Below are 20,556 nucleotides of genomic sequence, written 5' to 3'. Positions count from 1 at the left end.
TTATCAAACCAGCAGGCTACATCAGCTGTATCCCACCCCCAAAACTGCGGTAAATGCCCACTAAACGGATAAAGCTTTGTTGTTGTAGCTGCGCCAGTTGATCGCGGCTGCGTAGCTGTTCGCGCTCGGCATCGAGTAAGTCGAAAAACTCACCGCTGCCGGCGTTATAACGTTGGCGGGCGATCTGCACTGCTTTATTACTGGCATGCCATTGTTGCTCGGCGCTTAATTGCTGCTCGCGGCTTAAGTTATAGCTGGTTAACGACAACTGCATCTCGTTAATGGCGGTAAATACCTGCTGCTCAAAGCGCGCCAGCGCCATTTGTGTGCTGGCTTCTGCCTGGCGAATACGCGCCCTCACCGAGCCTAAATCGGCGGCTTGCCAACTCAGCGTGGGCGCAACTGACCAACTTTGCGTATCGCTACCCAGGGTTAAACCAGGGCCGGAGATAAAGCCTAAAAAGCCCCGTACCGACAGGTTCGGATACAGATCTGCTGTTGCTACGCCAATGCTGGCCGTTTGCGCCGCCAGTTGCCGCTCGCTGCTGGCAATATCGGCGCGATAGCGCAGGTAGTTCTCACCGGCCACCAACGCCACCGGCTGCGTTAACTCTGGTAACTTGGGTACTGAACCCAGTTTTAGCTCGCCCGGGCGCATTGCCAATAACGCCGACAAGGTCGCATCGGCGCTAAGTAAGGCCGCCCGGTACGCCGGTACTGAGGCCTCTACCTGATGCAATTGTACATCTATTTGCGCCAGCTCCAGCTCCGACGCCATACCGGCCTCTAATCTCGCCAATACGATAGTGCGGCTTTGCTGTAAGTTATGCAGATTCTGCTCGGCTACGGCGAGACGTAGCTGCGCGCCACGGTATTCGCCATAGCTTATCGCTACCTGGCTAATGATCTGTAACTGCGCATCATGCCACAGCAAATCGGCTTGTTGCGCTTGTGCCTCCGCCGCTTCGCTGGCCCGGCGCAGTTTACCGAAAATATCCAGATCCCAACTTAAACTGGCACCGGTACTGTAACCGCGGCTAATCACGCCGTTATCTTCCGGCAGCACAGTGCCGTTTTCACTAGCCTGATAGCCAGCGTCCAAGGTACCTTTGGGCAAAAAGTCGTTATTAGCATCCCGAAATACCGCATAGGCCCGGTCAACATTGGCGCTGGCTTCTGCCAGCGTGCGGTTTTGCTGCAAGGCCCGGCTGATCAGCTGGTTTAAGGCAGCATCATCAAAAGCCTGCCACCAGTTTTGCAGCTGCTCAGCTTGCTGATAAGGGCTGTTAAAGCTGATATCAGCAACCTTAGCCGGCGTTTGATAGTCTGGCCCAACAGCACAGGCGGTAAGGCCTGCCACCAATACCGCAATAACGGATACTTTTAAGGTGTTACGCATGAGTCGTCTCCTCCTTGTTTGTCACCTTGTCTGTCACTGCTGCTTGTGCTGGTTGTGCTGCTTGCTCTGTGGTCTGCTTACCGCGTTTGGCCAGCATATAGTAGAACAGCGGGGTTAACAGTAAGCCGAAAATGGTGACGCCGATCATGCCGGAGAATACCGCTACCCCCAGCGCCTGACGCATTTCGGCACCGGCACCACTGGAAAACGCCATTGGTACCACGCCCATAATAAAGGCGATAGAGGTCATCAGGATTGGCCGCAAGCGCAGACGGCTGGCCTCCAAAATAGCGTCCAGCGCGTTCATGCCATGGTCTTGCAGCTCTTTGGCAAACTCGACAATGAGAATGGCGTTCTTGGTTGCCAGCCCCACGAGTACGATAAGACCAATCTGGGTCAGAATGTTATTGTCTCCACCGTAAATCAGTACGCCGCTTAGTGCCGATAACAAGGTCATCGGAATAATCAGAATAATCGCCAAGGGTAAGCTCAAACTCTCGTACTGCGCCGCCAACACCATAAACACCAGCAGAATAACCAACGGGTAGATATACATACCGGCATTCCCGGCCAGAATTTGCTGGTAGGTAAGTTCTGTCCATTCGTAGGTCATACCGTTTGGCAGAGTTTCCGCCAGAATTTTTTCAATTGCCGCCTGCGCTTCACCTGTACTGTAACCTGGCGCCGGACCACCGTTAATTTCAGCAGTGGTAAAACCGTTATAGTGCATTACCCGATCAGGCCCGGCCGAGTCGGTGACATTAATAAAGGAGCCCAGCGGGATCATCTCACCCTGCAGATTACGCACCTTTAACTGGCTGATTTGCGAAGCACTTTGCCGGAACTGCTCGTCGGCCTGCACATTAACCTGATAGGTGCGGCCAAACTGGTTAAAGTCGTTGACATATACCGAGCCCATATAGGCCTGCAGTGTCTGGAAGATTTCGTCCAGTGCTACGTTTTGCTGCTTGGCTTTGGTGCGGTCGATATCCAGATCCAATTGCGGCACATTAACCTGATAGCTGGAAAACACCCCAGCCAGTTCTGGCGTAGCCCAGGCTTTCATCATCACCTGCATCGTCACGTTGTATAGCTCTTCATAGCCGTGGTTGCCGCGATCCTGAATTTGCAGCCTAAAACCACCGATAGTACCCAGCCCCATTACCGGCGGCGGCGGGAAAATGGCAATAAAGGCATCTTCAATACCGGCAAACTGCTGGTTTAAGGCCGCCGCTATGGCGTTACCCGACAGTTCAGCTGAACCACGCTTATCAAAATCATCCAGGCCCACAAACACGATGCCGGAATTCGGGCTATTGGTAAAACCATTGATACTCAGGCCCGGAAAGGCAATAGAGTTAGCCACACCAGGGTATTCCAGTGCGATGGCCGACATTTCTTTAATTACGGCTTCGGTACGATCTAACGAGGCGGCATCCGGCAATTGCGCAAAAGCGACCAGGTACTGTTTATCCTGGCCTGGTACATAGCCGGTAGGCGTTGTAGCAAACTGCAGGCCGGTAACTCCAACTAAGGCGATATACATTACGCCCACAATGGCGCCAAAGCGGATCACCTTTCTTACTACATAGCCATACCCCTGTGATAAGCGGGCAAAGAAGCGGTTAAAGGGGCCAAATAACCAGCCACCTAATAGTTTATCCATACCGCGGGTTAAGGCATCTTTTTTCTCGTTATGCCCCTTTAATAACATGGCGGCTAACGCCGGGCTTAGTGTTAAGGAGTTAATGGCCGAGATAAAGGTAGAAATAGTAATAGTTAGCGCAAACTGCTTATAAAACTGCCCGGTTAAGCCCGACATAAAGGCAGTAGGAATAAATACCGCTGCCAGTACCAGCGTAGTAGCCACTATCGGCCCTGTTACTTCTTTCATGGCTTTTTGCGTAGCCGCCAGTGGCGCTAAGCCTTCACTGATATTCCGCTCAACGTTCTCTACCACTACGATGGCATCATCTACTACGATGCCAATCGCCAGTACCAGCCCGTACAACGACAAAGCATTAATCGAGAAGCCAAGCATATGCATAAAGGCGAAGGTACCCACTAAGGACACCGGCACCGCGACCAACGGAATAATAGAAGCGCGCCAGGTTTGTAAGAACAGCACCACCACTAACACCACCAGCAGTACCGCTTCCAGTAAGGTTTTTACTACGGCCTGAATAGAGCCACGCACAAACACCGTAGGATCATAAACGATGTCGTAGGCTAAACCTTCCGGGAAGCCCTTTGACAACTCGGCCATTTTGGCCCGTACATCATCCGAAATTTGAATAGCATTAGAGCCAGAGGCCTGAAAAATAGGAATAGCTACCGCATCTCTGTTATTTAACAAAGATCGCAGGGCGTAAGTAGAGGCACCAAGCTCCACCCGGGCAACATCTTTTAAGCGGCTTAGCTCGCCCTGGCTACCCACATTAATAATAATGTTTTCAAACTCTTCTACGCTAGCCAAGCGGCCTTTTACGTTAATCAGTAGCTGGAAATCCGCGTCACCGCTCGGTTGGGCGCCTAAACTACCTGCCGCCGCCTGCTGGTTTTGCTCACGAATAGCCGCAATAATTTGCGTGGGAGATAACCCTAAAGCGGCCACTTTGTTCGGATCTAACCACACCCGCATACTGTATTCACCGGCACCGAATAACTGCACATTACCCACGCCCTGAATCCGAGCCAGTTCGTCTTTGACGTTAAGTGCTGCATAGTTAGACAAGTACAGCATGTCATAACGATCGTCTGGCGAGGTTAAATGCACCACCATGGTTAAGTCTGGTGAGGATTTCTCCGTTACCACGCCAAGCCGCTGCACTTCCTGCGGCAAGCGCGGCATAGCGCGGTCTACCCGCGCCTGCACCTGAGCCTGGGCTAAATCGACATTGGAACCGATAGCAAAGGTTACTGTTAAGGTCATGCGGCCATCTGAAGTTGCCTGCGATGACATATACAGCATGTTCTCCACACCGTTAATTTCCTGCTCCAGTGGCGAGGCTACCGTTTCAGCAATCACTTTGGGGTTGGCCCCAGGGTAATTCGCTGTAACCACCACCGTTGGTGGCACCACTTCCGGGTATTCGGTAACAGGCAGCTCCCATACAGTTATCGCGCCAACAATAAAAAACAGCAGGGAGATAACAGCAGCAAAAATTGGCCTTTTTATAAAAAACTGCGACAACATGATACGTTCCTTAACCCTGTCCCGGCGTTGTGCCGGCATTAACTGTCGCCTCGCCATCTGCTTTTGCAGTCAAGGCGCTACTGTTCTGATCCACTAACTGTTGTGCGCTGCGCAAAGCGGCGAGTTGCTCTTTGCTTGCCATATCTACCAGCTTTGGTTCGATTTGCATGCTGGGCATAACCCGTTGCAAGCCATTGACGACAATACGATCTGCCGTCGCCAGCCCTTCGCGGATTATGCGCAAGCCATTGACCTTCTCACCCAGTTTTACCGCGCGGTATTCCAATTGATTGTCCGCATTTACTACCAGTACATATTTGTTGTTGAGATCAGTACCTATGGCTTTTTCGTCAATCAAAATACCCTCATAACTGTCGCTACCAACCAATCTGATACGGGCAAACAGGCCAGGTAGCAACTTGTTATCTGCATTGCTAAAGCTGGCCCGGATGCGGATAGTACCGGTTTGTTGATTTACGCTGTTATCCACAAAATCAATGCTGCCAATATGGCTAAAAGCGGTATCATCAGCCAAACCCATATATACCGGATTGACGGCAGCATCGCGGGTATCGGCACGTTTTCCCGCTTCGGTTAAGCGGCTATATTTAAGATAACTTTGCTCGTCTACATCAAAGTAAGCGTACATTTTTTCGGTAGAAACCAAACTGGTTAATTGGCTCTGCCCGGCTGTTACATAGTTACCGGTAGTAACCATGGCGTAACTTACCCGGCCGCTAATAGGCGCGATAATTTTGGTGTAGCTTAAATCCAGTACGGCACGCTCCAGCGCTGCTTTTACCGACGCCACTGTAGCAGCGGTTTGCTGTTTACGTGCTAAACGGCTGTCTAACAACTCCGCGGAGATCGCCCGCGCATTGCTCAACTTTTCCGCCCGGTTGTAATCACTTGCTGCCAAATCGGCGGCACTTTGCGCGCTTTGCAGCTCGGCTTTTAACCTTGTTACTTCTGCGGTAAAAGGCCGTGGATCAATGCGCACCAGCAAATCACCTTTGTTTACCAGGGCCCCCTCGCTAAAATGCACTTGTTCAATATAACCCGAGACGCGCGGTACCAAATTAACGGTTTCTGGCGCCTGCAAGCGACCGGTAAACTCATCCCACTCAGTAATACGCTCAGATACGACTTGCGCCACACTGATCTGAGGTGCCGCTGGTATTTGCGACTGATTAGCGGCCTCAGGGTTACCACAAGCAACCAACACCAGCGCCGCGACGCTTGCTAACATAAAAGTTCTTACTGTGCTTTTTGTGCTCATGACGAGGTTCTCCACCTTTGTTTGCATAAATTTGTTTCTAAAAAATACGTTTCCATAGTCCGATTGCCGTAGCCTTGTTTCACGCAATAGAAATAACTTGCTAATTATGTACCACTCGGTAAATATATAGATCCGCTGCGCGCTGTCAATTTATTTTTGTACCGAACGGTAAAATATTTTTATTTTGGCTGATAGTGTATAAGGGCAACGGCGGCGGGTTAATGCCGAAAGCTGCTGGCAACTTGCCTAAAACTCTATAGCGCGATAGCATAAAGTGCCCCGCTGTAAGGATAAGCATACTGTTAGTAGGGGTTTTATACTGGTCAGTAAGTAAGCCTTACTAGACATAAGGGCTTTAGCTGTTTAGGATAGGCCGAACTTTTCACACAGGAGCTGAGCAATGTCAGTAGTAAGTTGCACACCCCATGTTGGGCGCCCCCGCGCTTTTGATATGGATACAGCACTGGAAAAAGCGCTGGAAGTATTTTGGCGCAAAGGCTATGACGGCACCTCGTTAACCGATTTAACCGACGCTATGGGTATTAATAAACCCAGCCTATATGCTGCCTTTGGCAACAAAGAACAGCTGTTTTTAAAAGCCATTGAGCTTTATGAAAGCCGGCCCTGTGCCTTCTTTTTACCTGCGTTGGAAAAGCCTACCGCCTATCAGGTTGCCGAGCATATGCTGCACGGCGCGGCTATGAATATGGCTGACAATACACAACCGCAAGGCTGTGTGATTGTGCAGGGCGCACTCTCTTGCAGTGAGGCTGCAGCCAGCGTAAAAGAAGCCCTGATGAATCGCCGGGTAGAGGGCGAGCAAAAGCTTAAAGTACGTTTTGATCAAGCTAAAGTCGATGGTGACTTACCTGCAGATACCGACACTGAAGTATTGGCCCGCTATCTTGGTACCGTGCTACAAGGTATGGCGATTCAAGCCAATAATGGCGCTACTTCAGAGCAGCTACGTCAGGTCGCGCAAATGACCTTACAAGCCTTTCCACGAAGCTAAGCACATCTCTGCTGCCTTAAACTCCACACTTATTGCCTAATCCTCCAAAGTGCGACGGCAGCAATAGGCAAAACGCCTACTGCTGCTTATACTGGGTTTATCAATCCCGCGGAGCCTCAATATGACTGACGAACGTGAAAGCATACGCCTGCAAATACTGCAGTCGCTGTTGCAAACAATACAGTCAAGTGGATTTAACGAAACCAATATTCCCGGCGTAAAGTTGTACCGTAGTGACGGTCCTACCAGTGCCACCCCTGCTATTTATGAACCTACTTTGTGTTTGTTGGTACAGGGCTCAAAGCAAGTATGGCTGGGTGATGAGCTACTACAATACCGGGAACTGCAGTATCTGATAGCCCCGGTTACACTGCCGGTAAGCGGAAAAGTGGTTACCGCCAGCCCTGCCAGCCCGTACATTGCCATGAGTATCAGCTTAGACTTGCGTGAGCTGACAGATCTGGTTATTGATATTGCCCATAAGGAGTTACCGCAGCACACTCTCGTTAGCAGTACTTCCGTTAATAGTACTCCCGTTCGTGGTATTGCCGTTGGCGATGCCGATCTAAGCCTGATGTCGGTGCTGCAGCGCCTAAGCCAGTTGCTGCAATCGCCACAAGATATTCCGGTGTTGTTACCGTTGTTAAAACGCGAAATGCTGTATCGCTTATTACTTGGCCCTATTGGTAGCCAGTTACGCGAATTCACCCAGATTGATAGCCAGGCACATCGCATCAGCAAAGTAATAGAAATGCTGCACCAACGCTTTAATGAACCATTACGCATTAAAGAACTGGCTGAAACGGTACATTTAAGTGAGTCGGCATTCTTTCAGGCATTTAAAGCCGTAACCTCTATGTCGCCGTTGCAGTTTCAAAAGCAGCTACGCCTTAATGAAGCCCGCCGTATTATGTTACATGAAGGCATCGAAGCAGCGACAGCAAGTTACAAAGTAGGCTATGAAAGCCCATCACAGTTTAGCCGTGAATACAGCCGCTTATTTGGCGCCCCACCGAAAACCGATGTCGCGCGCTTTCGTCAGGCATTTTAATTTTTTTAACGCCGCTACTGTTTAAAATGCGGGCCAGGCTTTATGATCGCAGCCTTTATTGCTGCCGGCGTTGCCCATCCTACCCACTATGAAAAATATGCTGTTGTATCTGGTTACCGTACTTATATGGGGCTCTACCTGGTTTGCTATTGAGTTTCAATTAGGCGAAGTCGCTATTGAAGTCTCCTTGCTGTACCGCTTTGCTATCGCAGCAGCGCTAATGTGGTTATTTTGCTGGTGGCGCAAACTGGATATGCATTTTACGCTGCGCCAGCATGGCTTTATTTTGCTGCTAGCCAGCCTGAATTTTGCACTGAATTTCTTATTTATTTATCAGGCGCAGCAATACCTTACCTCGGCCATGACCGCCATTGCCTTTACCACCATGCTGCTAATGAACATTATTAACACCCGGCTATTTTTTGGTAAACCCGTAGCCAAACGCATCTACTTTGGCGCCTTGCTGGGTATTGCCGGCATTGTTGTGCTGTTTTGGCCAGATTTAGACGGTATAGACTTCACCAACGCCAGCCTACTTGGCCTGTTGCTGATTTTATCCGGTGCGCTGTCAGCCTCATTCGGCAATATGGTTAGTGTACGTAACTCGCGGGAAAATATGCCGATTATGCAGGTTAATGCCTGGGGTATGTTATATGGCAGCCTGGTGCTACTGGCAGCCGCGCTGTTTAAAGGCCACAGCTTTAATTTTAGCACCGAACCGGCCTATATTATCTCCCTGCTGTATTTAGCGGTATTTGGTTCGGTGATTGCCTTTGCCAGTTACTTTGCCCTGCTAAAACAAATAGGGCCGGAAAAAGCCAGCTATACCATAGTGCTCTTCCCGCTAGTTGCTGTGGTGCTTAGCACCTTATTTGAAGATTTTCATTGGACCGGCTACACCTTTAGCGGCTTTGCGCTGGTGCTGCTGGGCAATGCCATAGTACTTACACCCTTTGCCAGGATCAGAGCACTGCTGCTAAACCGCAGTACAGCAAATATGGCCGGTTAATCAGCAAGCCAGGGCCAGCTTATAAGACAATAGTTGAGGCTGGCTCTCACCTTTAAAACGTTTCCCGCACCCTTAAGAACCGGGCAAAGCGGGGTATGCCATTGTTGGTGTAACCATTGTATCGATAGGTGATCACAGTACCTATTTCTGGTGGTGTTTGCCGCAATACATCGGTTAAACCACTGCCGATGGCAAATTCTTTGCCTTCCGGCGTTCTGACAATTAGCGCCCCTACCCTCCCCTGATATTTGCCTTTACCCGGCCGGTAGCCAATGACAATAGCTTCGGTATCCTGATAACTTTTTAGTTTAAGTAAGTCGGCGCTACGGCCAGTTTTATAGCGCGCATCCTGATGATGCAGCATTAAACCCTCGGCACCGCTCTGCTCCAGCTGTTGTAAGGTTGCAAATAATTCAGCCCGATCAGCCACCCGAAACTGCTTAACCGCTTGCAAGTAAGGACTGTTTTGCTGCTGCACTAACACTTGCATGGCCTTAACCCGCTCGGTAAAGGTGCCCGGTGCATCTGGCAGCTCAAAAATATAATAACGCAGCTGCTGCCATTCACTGGCTACAGGCTGCTGCTTGCTGACAATACTTAGCACCTTTTCAAATTGCTGCCGGGCCAACCACAGCTCCCCATCTAAAGGCTGCGCTGAGAAATCTGCGACAAACCATGGTGGTGCAGCAATCACATTCCCCCCGCGGGAAATAAGCTGCTTGCCATCCCAGTATGCCCGCACACCATCTAGCTTTTCGCTAACCCAATACTGCGTTACATCGATGTTATTGCTATAAACCTGTGCCAGTACAAGCTCCGGTTTGTACGCAGCGGCTAAGGGGCAACAACAAAGCAAAATCGTTAAAATTAACTTTTTAATCACCATTTAGCATCCTTCCGTTTAAAACAAAAGTATAGTAAGTGGTGAGACTTGCGCAAGAGCATGGCAGAGGAATAACAAAGCCGCTTGATGTTTGCAAAAGCTACATCACTGATCCGTAAGCTTAAAATCAGCAGGCACTTTTATACTAATCGAGAATTGGCTTAAGATAACCCGCGCCAAGTTGCCGCATTTGCCGCTCTACCCAAGCAACTCGCTGTTGCAAGTACGGGGTTAACTGCTGCGGGTGACGGTTTCGAGGGCTAGGCAGCATTATCGCCAGCCGGGCGGCTTCGTTAACGCTAAGCCTGCTAGCGGGTTTGCCAAAATAATGCTGGCTGGCGGCTTCTACGCCGTAAATGCCTTGACCAAACTCCGCGATATTTAAGTACACTTCCAGGATCCGTTTTTTACCCCAAATCACTTCCAGGCTTAGCGCCAAGGCGGCTTCCAACCCTTTGCGAACCACGCTTCGCCCCGGCCAGAGCAAGAGGTTTTTCGCCGTTTGCTGGGTAATGGTACTGGCACCACGTAAACCACCGCCGTCATCAAAGCGCTCAAACGCATTCCGAAGCTCGACCATATCAACACCAAAGTGATCGGGAAAACGCTGATCTTCGGAGGCAACCATAGCCAGTGCGACATGTGCTGGCAGTTGATCAATACTGATCCAGTGCTGGCGAACCGGATAAGGGCTTTGTAACATAAAGGCCGAGGTCGGTGGCGGCACAAAGCGCAGTGTCACTAAAAGTGCCAGCAACAATAACAGCAGTACCAGCAAAAAACGCCAGATAACAAACCATGTCCAACCGAAAAAACCGCGTTTTAGCGTTGTCATTTACTCTCCCTTGTTACTCTAGCGTAGTCGCCAGCAGATAACAGTATAGGATAGTGCCTCTTGTATCTAATCAACGATTGCCCAGCTAAGCAGCAGATTATAGAAATAGTCTATGGCGAGACCGATTTACGCCGCGTCCTCGCAGCGTTAGCGCTGTGGTGCATCTTCGATTAACTCCCGATGCACACACACAGCGGTGCTCTTAGGGCGAATGGGCTTACCTCTACCTTCTAAGTGCGCTCGGGTAAAAGCCGCTCCGAATAGCAGGATCATTGAGGAATAATTCACCCAGAGCAGCAATAAAGCCAACGAACCGGCGGCGCCATAGGCCGATGTGGTCGCTGTATATGCCAGATAGATGGAAATAAAAGAGCGGCCCACTGTAAACAATATTGCTGTGATAAAGGCTCCCAGCATCACATCGCGCCAGGACAGTCGTACATCGGGCAGGATCTTAAACATCGCGGCGAACAATAGCGTGATGACAAGCAGCGATAGGATTAACTCCATGCCCACCATGGTCCACCCCGGCACTGGCAGCCATTCCTCGGCAAACACCATGATACTGCGTAAAGCCACAGATAAAAATAGCGACACCATCAGAATAAAACCGATGGCCAGAATGATAGTCAGTGAGAGTAAACGGCTTTTAATTAAGGCCCACAGATTGTTTCTGGAGGGCCGAGGCGCGACATCCCAGATCTGATTTAACGACTGCTGCATTTGCGCAAAAACCGTGGTAGCACCGACTATGGTGGCGAGGATCCCGATCAACGCCGGCATAATACCACTTTGATCTATTTGCGAATTAGCTACTGCGGTTTGTACCACGCCGGCGGCTTCTGCACCCAGAGTACCTTCAAGCTGCGCAAAGAGTTCTCCCTGCACTGCACGCTCGCCCATCACCAAGCCTACCAGCGCTACCACCACCACCAGAATAGGCGCAATAGAAAACACGGTAAAAAAGGCCAAGGCTGCAGCATAAATAAACGCCTGGCTGCCCAACCAATGTCGAAACGCCGCCCCCAAAATACCAAGCCAATACTTCACTACTGTGGGAAGTTTGTCATACATTTTTCTAAACATAGTCGAAAATACCTTAGCGTTTCAGTCAATGCTGCTCTTGCAACGCTAACACAAATAAGCACGAAACAGATAGCAGATGCAGCGCTCACTGTTGAATTGCGCCATTAATGACTAATGAGCTCTCTCGCTAAAAGCTAAATGTTGACTCTGCCTCTTTTGGATTTAACAGCCAACTAAGCTCGCTGGCTTGGCACTTCCGTTTCAACCCACCTGGCACCTCGCACTTTTCCAAGCAATTAAGCGTGTAAACATTGCGGTAGAGTTTATGCATCTCCAGGCTGTCAACAGAAAACGGCGGGCCGGGCAGCTGTGCTTGATCGTATTCAAAGCAAATAACCAGTTGTGGCGCAGCCTGGCTGATGGTTATCAGGTGCTTTGCATAGCGCTGTCGCATAGCCTCAGGTAAGGCTACCAGCGCGGCACGATCATAGATGGCGGCAACTGGGCCGAGCAGATTTTCTGATAACTCAAATATATCGCCGACATATACCTGCAGCTTATCAGCTTGATAAAGCTGCAAGTTACCCGCACTGCTGACGTTGGGTGTTAGCCCTAATTCAGCAAACAGTTCTTGCACGGCGATTTCGCTTAACTCAGCGCCCACGACCGAATACCCCTGCGCCAATAGCCAGTGTATATCGAGGCTTTTACCACACAGTGGCAGAAAAACGGTAGCGCCGGGCGCGATTGCCAGTTGATTGAACCAACTTACCAGTAATGGATTGGCCGCAGCCTGATGAAAGGCTATCTCTCTTTTTTGCCATTTTTCCTGCCAGAACTCCGGGTTCACATCATCTCCTATTATTTTGCGGCCAATTGCCTACGGCACGATAACGCTGCCATCGATACCGCAATTTGTGCTACAACAGCTGTCGTTTGACATTAATCAATTTTAATAATTCCACAGTGGCAGTAGCATCTGCCAGCGCACGATGGTGGTTGGTAAGCGTAATCTCAAAATCGGCGCATAGCTTGCCTAGGCTATAGGATGCCAGACCGGGATAATAACGGCGCATATTCACTACCGTACAAAGCTGCGGCATATCAAACGGCAGTTCACAGCGGGCAAACTCACTGCGGATAAAGCCGTAATCGAACTTAGCGTTATGGGCAACAAAGACTGCACCTTGTAAAAACTCGCTTAGCTGTGCGGCGATATCGGCAAACTTAGGCGCACCGGCTACCATGGCGTTACTAATACCAGTTAAGCGGCTGATAAAAGACGGGATAAGCCGCTCGGGGTTTATCAGGGTGTTAAAGGTATCTAGCACCTCACCGCCTTGCACTTTTACTGCACCTATTTCGGTAATACGATCGGTACCGGCTTTGCCGCCAGTGGTTTCTACATCCAGCACCACGTAAAGCCGGTTGGGATCAACTATCCACTGCAGCTTTTCAATGCGCGCGTTAAAGCCGGCGTTCTGTAATGCTAATAGCCGCGCGAGCTGATGACGCTGTATTTTATCACCCTGCGCTTTTACTTCAATAAACTGCAGTTGCTGATCTTTAATCAGCAGCAAATCAGGATAACCGCTGCTATGGCGCTTAAAATCCTGCGCCATATTACACAGTATGGGCGCAAGTGCGCTGTCGCCGTTCGCCTTGGGTGCATATTGCAATAGCGGTAATAGCTGCTCAGCCAAATCGGTATGCCAATAAAACAGGCTATTGGCTTTACCGTAATGCGCGGTTAACGCAGCCAGCATGGTGCTGGTGGCAGTTGGCATGGCCAGCTGCCTAAGCTTTTGTTCTATGGCGCTGGCAAACTGCTGATAAAAGCCACCGGCGGCTAAGTTGCGTGGCCGCCGTTCAAAGGGATTGTGCAAGGTACTGTCGTTATGCTCGAATAATTCATGCCAGAACCAAAGGCCAAATAGCGCCAGCCAGAGATTATTCTCGCTATGAAATACCCGGTAGCCCTGTGCCACATAATGCGCCATTAAGCCCTGCTCAGCTTTGCCCAGATAGAGCTCGTCGATACCGACCTGCGGTGCCTCGTGCAGTAATTGCGTTAATTGCGAGCGGCGCCGCTCTCCTGATTTAGCGCCACGGCTGTCATCAGCAAACTTACGCCGGTAAAAATCTTCGGCAAATAGCCATTCTTCGTCGCAGCTGGGATCGTCCAGCAGTTGTTGCAAATACTGCCGGCAGCGTTCTTGATTACCTTCGGTTTTCCCCTGCTGGGCATACAAGCGGGCCAGGCGCTCACTGGCGGGGAAGCCATTACTTTGCTGATAAAAGGCAATGGCGAGATCAGTCAGCTGATACTGCTCGGCCAGTTTGCCCAGCTGATAACTGCGTTCGCTGCGTTTTAGCAGTAAGGCATTATCCTCTGGCAGTGGCCACTTTGCCACCTCCGTAAGCCATTGGCTTAGCAAAGATTCGGCGTTATCCGGTTGCTTTTTTAACTGCTTGCCAAACTCGATAATCGCCGGTTTCGTTTTAGCCAGCTGATACGCTAATAGCGCCTGAGCAGGCTCGGTAAAACGCGGGCTAAATTGCTGCTTAAACTGGCCGGTTTGGCGGATACCTAAATCACGCAGGGTAAATAACGATAAGTTGGCTTCGATACGACCAAAATAGAGGAAATAAATATAGTTAAGTGCGTCCTGCCTTTGCAGTACTATATAGCGCTGTGGCAATTGAGCTATTAATGCCAACCAGTTAACGGGTAGCTTTAGCGCTGCGCCCAGCAGTTGCGGCTTGGTTTGGCTTTTTCTAATGCTAATGGCATCCGCTATACCTTTTTCTAAAAGCTCAGTTTCTACGAGCTCAGTTTTTACTGGCTTAGTCTCTGCTAGCTCAGCTTGCGCCAGCTGCAGCAATTGCCATAGGGTGTCTTTAGTTAAGCGTAGCCAAAAATCGGCAAGATCAGGCTCTGTTAGCGGCGCAATAAAACCAGCCTGGTTTAGTTCGTCCAACACCGGCTGTGGTTGGCCAATTTCGCCGTAGTTAAGCTCGGTGTCGGCAAATACCGTCCCTTTTCGGTTAAGCATGCGCACCAGCAATTGCTGGGCGGCCGCGCTTAAGGCGGTAAAATTTTCTAAGAAGGCCAGGCTATCCGCAGTTAATACGCCCTGATAATGTGTCGCAACAAACTGCAGCAACTCGTTAAAGTGCTGCAGGTAGTAACCACTGTCGAGTTCTTTGCGCGGCTCGGCCATTTATCCTCTTTTATTGGTTAAACGTAGTTATTGGTTAAAAATCGTCAGGCGTTACGCAATAACGGTACTAACCAAATAACCGGTATAACCAATAAATACCGCCAGTAAAATTGCGCCTTCTACGCGATTTATCCGGCCCTGCTTTTTATAGCCGTAGCCCATTACAAACACGGCTGCGGTTAATACCGCCATTAGGGTCCAGTCACGGGTTAACACCACCACATCTACCGCCATCGGCTCAATGGCTGCAGCAATACCCACTACCGCCAAGGTATTAAACAGGTTAGAACCAATGATATTACCTAGCGCAATATCATGCTCACCCTTTTTAATGGCAATCAACGATGAGGCCAGCTCAGGCAGCGAAGTACCAATAGCCACCACGGTTAAACCAATTACCAAATCACTCACGCCTAAACCTTGTGCAATAAACACGGCACCATAAACCAGCATCCGTGAGGCAATAATTAACAGCACCAGACCGACCAATAGCCAGATAATAGCCTGCTTTAAGGTCATCTTAGTGCTGTCAGCCAGCTCATCATTCATCTCGGTGGCCAAGGCATCTTGCGGGTTACGCATGCCCTGCCAGATTGACCAGCCCATTAATACAAAGAACACGCCCAGCAAACACCAAGCATCAAAACGATTTAACTGATGATCAAACAGCAACCAACCGGCGAACAGCGTTACCAGCATTAAAATGGGTAATTCTTTGCGCAGTACCTGCGAGTGCACCGCAATCGGGCTCAGCAGCGCCACTAACCCCAGAATAAGCGCTATATTGGTGATATTGGAGCCGTAGGCATTACCCAGCGCCAACGCCGGATTACCGTCACTGGCGGCCATGGCAGAGACCACCATTTCCGGGGCTGAGGTACCAAAACCGACAATGAGCATACCAATTAACAAGGGCGGCATACCGGCATAACGCGCGGTGGCGGCGGCACCGTCGACAAAACGGTCAGCGCTCCATACCAGCAGCGCTAAACCGGCAATTAATGCGACTATGGCTAACAACATCTGAATGTCCTTACTGAGGAAAAATTAGGGGGATAAAACCAGACTGTACAACTATGCTCAGCATAGCATGCGCTAATTTTGGCGCACAGTAATGACGAGGTTTTTTGAAACAAATGTTTAAACAGAGTAAGCTTGGTGGTACTTATGCCACGGAGCATCCTATGACAAATTTACTGATTATTTTAGCGCTGTTATTTGCCGCACTTTTTGTACTGGTGATCTTGGCTGAAAAGTTTGGCAGTCGGGACCAAGAACAAACGGCTAAGCTCAGCCGTTATATTGTGCCCTTGGTAGCCGTATTATTATTAGCGCAATTAGTTAAAATGCTGTTTTTTTCCGAGTAAGCATCGTTACCAACAACGCCGGCAGAAAGGTTAAACTAATTAGGGTAGAAAAAAGTAAACCGCACAATACAATAATCCCTACGCCGCGATACAACTCTGTGCCCTCCCCCGGAATCAGTACCAGTGGCGCTAAACCGAAAATGGTGGTGGCGGTAGACATCAAGATCGGTCTTAACCGCGTAGCAACGGCTTGCAGCACAGCGTCTATTACCGACATTTGGCCGCTTTTTAAATTATGTCGGCTTTGATCGACAATCAGGATCGGGTTGTTCACCACAGTCCCCAACAAAATTAAAAAACCCAGCATGGTAATCATATCAAAGGGTTGATGAAAACCGCCCAAACCTAGCGGAGCTAATAAACTGCTGACGCCATTTACCATAGCCAAGCCAACCAGTGCCCCTGCTAATCCTAACGGCACTGTAGCTAAGATAAACAGCGGGTAGCCCCAATGACTAAAAATAGCCACTAACAGTAAATAAATAAGCACGATAGCTACGGCAAAGTTACTGCCAAGCGCCGCCTTAGTTTCATCTAGCTGATCCGAGGCACCCGATATATCTAAGTTTACATTACTGGCAATAGCACCTTCACGCTGTAATTGGGGTACTAACTGTTGCCGTACAATATCCACCGCCGTTTCTAACGCCACTGAGCGCGGCGGCACAATATAGAGTGTTACCGTGCGCCGGCCATCGACCCGGCGTAAGGTATCGCTGTCGGCCACTTCTACTAAGCTTGCCAGGCTACTAAGCGGCAGTACCGCGCCACTTGGCGTTAACACCGGTGTTTGTGCTAATTGCGCCAAGCTTTGTTGGGCACCCGCCTGGCTGAAAAGAAAGATATCAACCTTATCATCGGCAAGGAAGAACTCATCGACAAAGGCGCCGTCACTAAGCGAAGATACGGCAAAGCCAAAGTCAGCAGCCGTAAAATTCAACTCGGCTAAGCGTTGCCAGTTTGGCCGGATTTCAATCAAGGGTTGATCCAACGATAACGATGAGGGTTCAGAATTAAGCTGGGGGCTGTCAAATAACTGCCCTGCAGCAACATAGGCCGCATCAGCCGTGGCATAAAGGCTGGCTAAATCTGGTCCGGAAATATCCAGCGCAACCGCGCGGGTACCACCATCGTTACTACTAATAATCGAACCACGCGCAGAAAAAGCCCGCATGCCGGGGTATTGCCGGAACAATGTCGTCATCGCTTCCATCATGGCACTGATATCTTTTGGCCGCGTCGGCTCACTTAATACGCGGATACGGCCTACTGACACACTAAGTGAATAATATTTCAGAGATGGCATAAGCGTTTCTTTGCGATCAAATAAGGCGGGATCGGCATTCACCTGCGCTGTGAGATAGGCTCTGAGTTCTTCTGCAATAGTTGCCATCTCGGATAAATTATAGCCAGGGGGTGCAATCATCGATGAAAAGGCTTTGGGTTCTTCACCTTCCGGCAAATACTCCGCCGGAGGCAATAAATACCAGGCTGCGCCCAAGGTTACGACTACCGTCACCACCAGCACCAGAAGGCGGTTTGACGCCTGACTAATTAGCCTTTGCACTAAGCGCAAGATGCCTCTGGGCGCTGCGGCTTGCTCAGTATCATGCATGACCGCACTTTGACCAAATCCAAGCTGGGCAATAGCCGCAGGCACCACAAATACCGCGACTAACATTGAGGCAATAATAGCCGCCGCAATGGCGATAGCAATGTCGGAGTATAACTGTCCGGCTTCTTGCTCAATAAATAAAATGGGCATAAAAACCAGTACCGTAGTCAGCGTTGAAGCGAGCACTGCGGGCCAGACATCACGTACGCCTCTGATTGCCCCTTCGATGCGATCCAAGCCACGACGTCGGGCCTGCTCAATGCTTTCCAGCACCACTATGGTGTTGTCTACCGTCATACCAATGGCAAAAGCAACACCGGCCAGCGAAATGACATTAATGGTGCGACCAAAAGCCAATAAACCTAAAAATGCCGCTATTGTACAAATTGGCACTCCGATCACGCCCACTAAGGTCGCCCGACCTGAGCGTAAAAATAAATACATCACCAAGGTCGCTAATAAAGCACCTAATACTAAATTGATCCAGACGTTGATAATGGAATCTTTGACATAACGGACATCGTCGCTAATTAGCATGAGCTGCAAGCCATTAGATGCCAGCATATCGCGGTTAATTCGCTCGACTACTTGTAACATGCCTTGCTTAATATTAATGACGTTCGAGCCGGGCTCACGCCGCACCGACAAACTGAGCGTTTGTTCACCGTCGGCGAAGGCAAGCTCTCTTACTTCAAAGTGATCAATCACTATGGTAGCAACATCTTTAAGCCGTACCTGATTATCACCTTGCTGGGTAAGAATTAATTCCTCTAGCTCCTCTAACCGATCAAAACGCCCAACCATCCGCAGCAGATAGCGCCTTTTGCCGCTGTCAATATCGCCGGCAGAGCTGTCACGGTTGCGTGCCCGAATCGCATCCCTTACCTGGGTTAAACTAATGCCTCGTTGCGCCAGCCGGGCAGGATCAACTAACACCTGAATTTGTCGCTCAGCTCCGCCACTCACACCGACTTCTGATACACCCGGCACGCGCTCCATTTGCGGTCTGACGTAGTCTTCAGCGTAGTCGCGCAGCATATCCATATCAAGCTTAAGGGGGTTACCACTTAGCGGCATCAATCGGAAATACATAAAGGCATTGTTAGAGAAAGAACTACTAAACAGACGGGGCTGATCAACGTTTTCCGGATAGGATGAAACCTGACTTAAAGCATTACTTACGCGAATTAGCGCCTCATTAACATCGACACCAAAAGGAAACTCTAACTCGATATTGGCCGATCCCGTGCTGGCTCGCGACACCATGCGTTTTAAATTGGGTAAGGTGCGTAAATAGCGTTCTTGTTCAATTAAAATTTCTTTTTCAACGTCTTGCGGTGTAGCTCCCGGCCAACCTGTAACTACGCTAATGGTGCGCACTTCCAGATCCGGGATCATTTGTACCGGTATACGCAGTGCTGCCACTATACCCAACACACAAATAATTAACACCGTAACGGTGAGGATGGTGCCACGGCGAATTCCAGCTTCCAGCATGCTTTAGTCTCCCAAGCTGCTATTGCGACCGACAATATTTACGGTTTGACCATCCCGCAACGTTTCATTGCCGCGCACTACCACAGCTTGTTGTCTGGGTAAGCCTGTCAGAATCTCTACCCCCTGCTCAGTGCTGCGTCCTATCGTAACATTGTGGCGATACGCTTTGTCATCGCGAATTGCAAACAAGCTAAAATTACCATCGGGGTGGCGCAGCAACGCATCCGGCGGCACTACCAGCACATTAGTCTGTGCACGTTCAAAATAAAAAGTGGCGCTGGCCGAAGTCCCTGGCAGTAATGCTTGCTGCTCATCGGTTACTTCAAGCCTGGCCAGAAAGCTACGGCTGCTGCTGTCTCCTACAGGCACTGTTGCCAATAAGCGGGCGCTAAGTTTTTGCTCGGGTAAAATGTCAGCCTGTACGTCAATACGCCGCAATGAACTCAGGGCACCATAGTATTCTTGCGGTACTTGTACATCTAACAACAAGGGGGTCAAACTAACTAACTGCATTACCGGGGCACCCAAAGCAACCCACTCACCGACATCTGTGCTGCGCGTGGCAATAACACCGCTAAAAGGTGCAGTCAGTGTGTGGCGACTAACCACCTCTTGTTGCTGCTGTAAATTGGCCTGGGCTTGTTGGTAAATAGCTTCAGCTTCGGCTAGCGCAGCTTGACGCAGCGCCAGCTCTGTCTTTGGAAAGAGTTGCTGTGCGGTAAGTTGCTCTGCTTCTACTACCAAACGTTGCCGCTCCGCTTGCAGCACCTTTGCAGCATTAAGCGCAGCACTTTGCTGCGCCAATTGATGACTTGCTAACGCGGTATCTAGCTTCAACAAGGGTTGGCCCTGAGTCACAACAGCACCTGCATCGACTAATAGCTCAGCCACTAAGCCTGCGGTGCGGCTGGATAGGTTGGCATTATGTTTCGCGGTAAGACTGCCACTTAATTGCAGTTGCTGCGACAACGCACGCTCTTGCGGCATCACTACACTCACAGGCACGCGGTCTTGTGCGCTGGCAAACATAGAAGCCATTAAGATAACTGACACCATGCCGCTTAAGCAGAGAGTGACTTTGAAACCGCGCATAAAGCATCCTTAGCTAAATAAGAACTGTTCTTGTTAGGCTGTTAAGTATGCGGTAAAACGGGCATTAGATC

The 20,556-nt window shown here is 49.9% G+C and carries 15 protein-coding genes; 4 read left to right on the top strand and 11 right to left on the bottom strand.

The annotated features are described in order from the left end of the window. Positions 1–16 precede the first annotated feature (16 nt). The 3 genes from IE163_RS02860 to IE163_RS02850 are packed head-to-tail and all read right to left on the bottom strand — an operon-like array spanning position 17 to position 5,874. Complete coding sequence (locus IE163_RS02860; RefSeq protein WP_189429963.1) at positions 17–1,399, bottom strand: efflux transporter outer membrane subunit; 1,383 nt, start codon at positions 1,397–1,399, stop codon at positions 17–19. Then, a complete protein-coding gene (locus IE163_RS02855; RefSeq protein ID WP_229833422.1) occupies positions 1,392–4,598 on the bottom strand; it encodes an efflux RND transporter permease subunit in 3,207 nt (1,068 codons plus the stop codon). Before IE163_RS02855 ends, IE163_RS02860 begins: the two co-directional genes overlap by 8 nt. Before the next feature lie 7 nt (positions 4,599–4,605). Beyond that, complete coding sequence (locus IE163_RS02850; RefSeq protein ID WP_189429960.1) at positions 4,606–5,874, bottom strand: efflux RND transporter periplasmic adaptor subunit; 1,269 nt, start codon at positions 5,872–5,874, stop codon at positions 4,606–4,608. Between the two features lie 400 nt (positions 5,875–6,274). Between IE163_RS02850 and IE163_RS02845 the strand changes: the two genes are divergently transcribed. From IE163_RS02845 to IE163_RS02835, 3 genes are all read left to right on the top strand, one after another. Next, positions 6,275–6,886: a TetR/AcrR family transcriptional regulator gene (locus tag IE163_RS02845; RefSeq protein ID WP_189429959.1), complete on the top strand. Its 612-nt coding sequence runs from the start codon at positions 6,275–6,277 to the stop codon at positions 6,884–6,886. Positions 6,887–7,007: 121 nt separating this feature from the next. Beyond that, positions 7,008–7,937, top strand: coding sequence for an AraC family transcriptional regulator (locus tag IE163_RS02840; protein WP_189429958.1), 930 nt, complete (start codon positions 7,008–7,010; stop codon positions 7,935–7,937). A gap of 88 nt (positions 7,938–8,025) precedes the next feature. Continuing rightward, entirely contained in the window at positions 8,026–8,946 is a 921-nt protein-coding gene (locus IE163_RS02835; RefSeq protein WP_189429957.1) for a DMT family transporter, read from the top strand. Between the two features lie 52 nt (positions 8,947–8,998). On the opposite strand, the gene IE163_RS02830 is transcribed toward IE163_RS02835, so the two are convergent. From IE163_RS02830 to IE163_RS02805, 6 genes are all read right to left on the bottom strand, one after another. After that, positions 8,999–9,832, bottom strand: coding sequence for a DNA ligase (locus IE163_RS02830; protein WP_189429956.1), 834 nt, complete (start codon positions 9,830–9,832; stop codon positions 8,999–9,001). Positions 9,833–9,974: 142 nt separating this feature from the next. Further along, positions 9,975–10,664, bottom strand: coding sequence for a monofunctional biosynthetic peptidoglycan transglycosylase (gene mtgA, locus IE163_RS02825; protein ID WP_189429954.1), 690 nt, complete (start codon positions 10,662–10,664; stop codon positions 9,975–9,977). A gap of 147 nt (positions 10,665–10,811) precedes the next feature. Next, a complete protein-coding gene (locus tag IE163_RS02820; protein ID WP_189429952.1) occupies positions 10,812–11,750 on the bottom strand; it encodes a YihY/virulence factor BrkB family protein in 939 nt (312 codons plus the stop codon). 127 nt (positions 11,751–11,877) lie between these two features. Continuing rightward, entirely contained in the window at positions 11,878–12,540 is a 663-nt protein-coding gene (gene tmpT / locus IE163_RS02815) for a thiopurine S-methyltransferase (protein ID WP_189429950.1), read from the bottom strand. 70 nt (positions 12,541–12,610) lie between these two features. Continuing rightward, the gene (locus IE163_RS02810; protein WP_189429948.1) at positions 12,611–14,914 is read right to left on the bottom strand and encodes an exonuclease domain-containing protein; all 2,304 of its coding nucleotides are present in this window, start codon (positions 14,912–14,914) and stop codon (positions 12,611–12,613) included. Between the two features lie 51 nt (positions 14,915–14,965). Next, positions 14,966–15,937 carry a calcium/sodium antiporter gene (locus IE163_RS02805; RefSeq protein WP_189429946.1) on the bottom strand — a complete coding sequence of 324 codons (972 nt, stop codon included), beginning with the start codon at positions 15,935–15,937 and terminating at the stop codon, positions 14,966–14,968. A gap of 161 nt (positions 15,938–16,098) precedes the next feature. Here IE163_RS02805 and IE163_RS02800 point away from each other — a divergent pair, with 161 nt between their 5' ends. Further along, positions 16,099–16,281, top strand: coding sequence for a hypothetical protein (locus tag IE163_RS02800; protein ID WP_189429937.1), 183 nt, complete (start codon positions 16,099–16,101; stop codon positions 16,279–16,281). Here IE163_RS02800 and IE163_RS02795 read toward each other — a convergent pair. Continuing rightward, the gene (locus IE163_RS02795; protein ID WP_189429934.1) at positions 16,256–19,393 is read right to left on the bottom strand and encodes an efflux RND transporter permease subunit; all 3,138 of its coding nucleotides are present in this window, start codon (positions 19,391–19,393) and stop codon (positions 16,256–16,258) included. The two genes, IE163_RS02800 and IE163_RS02795, sit on opposite strands and share 26 nt — an antisense overlap. 3 nt (positions 19,394–19,396) lie before the next feature. Continuing rightward, entirely contained in the window at positions 19,397–20,485 is a 1,089-nt protein-coding gene (locus IE163_RS02790; protein ID WP_229833405.1) for an efflux RND transporter periplasmic adaptor subunit, read from the bottom strand. Positions 20,486–20,556 lie beyond the last annotated feature (71 nt).

Source organism: Alishewanella longhuensis (assembly GCF_014653435.1).
Classification (GTDB): domain Bacteria; phylum Pseudomonadota; class Gammaproteobacteria; order Enterobacterales; family Alteromonadaceae; genus Alishewanella; species Alishewanella longhuensis.
This window is presented reverse-complemented; position numbering and strand designations above follow the sequence as displayed.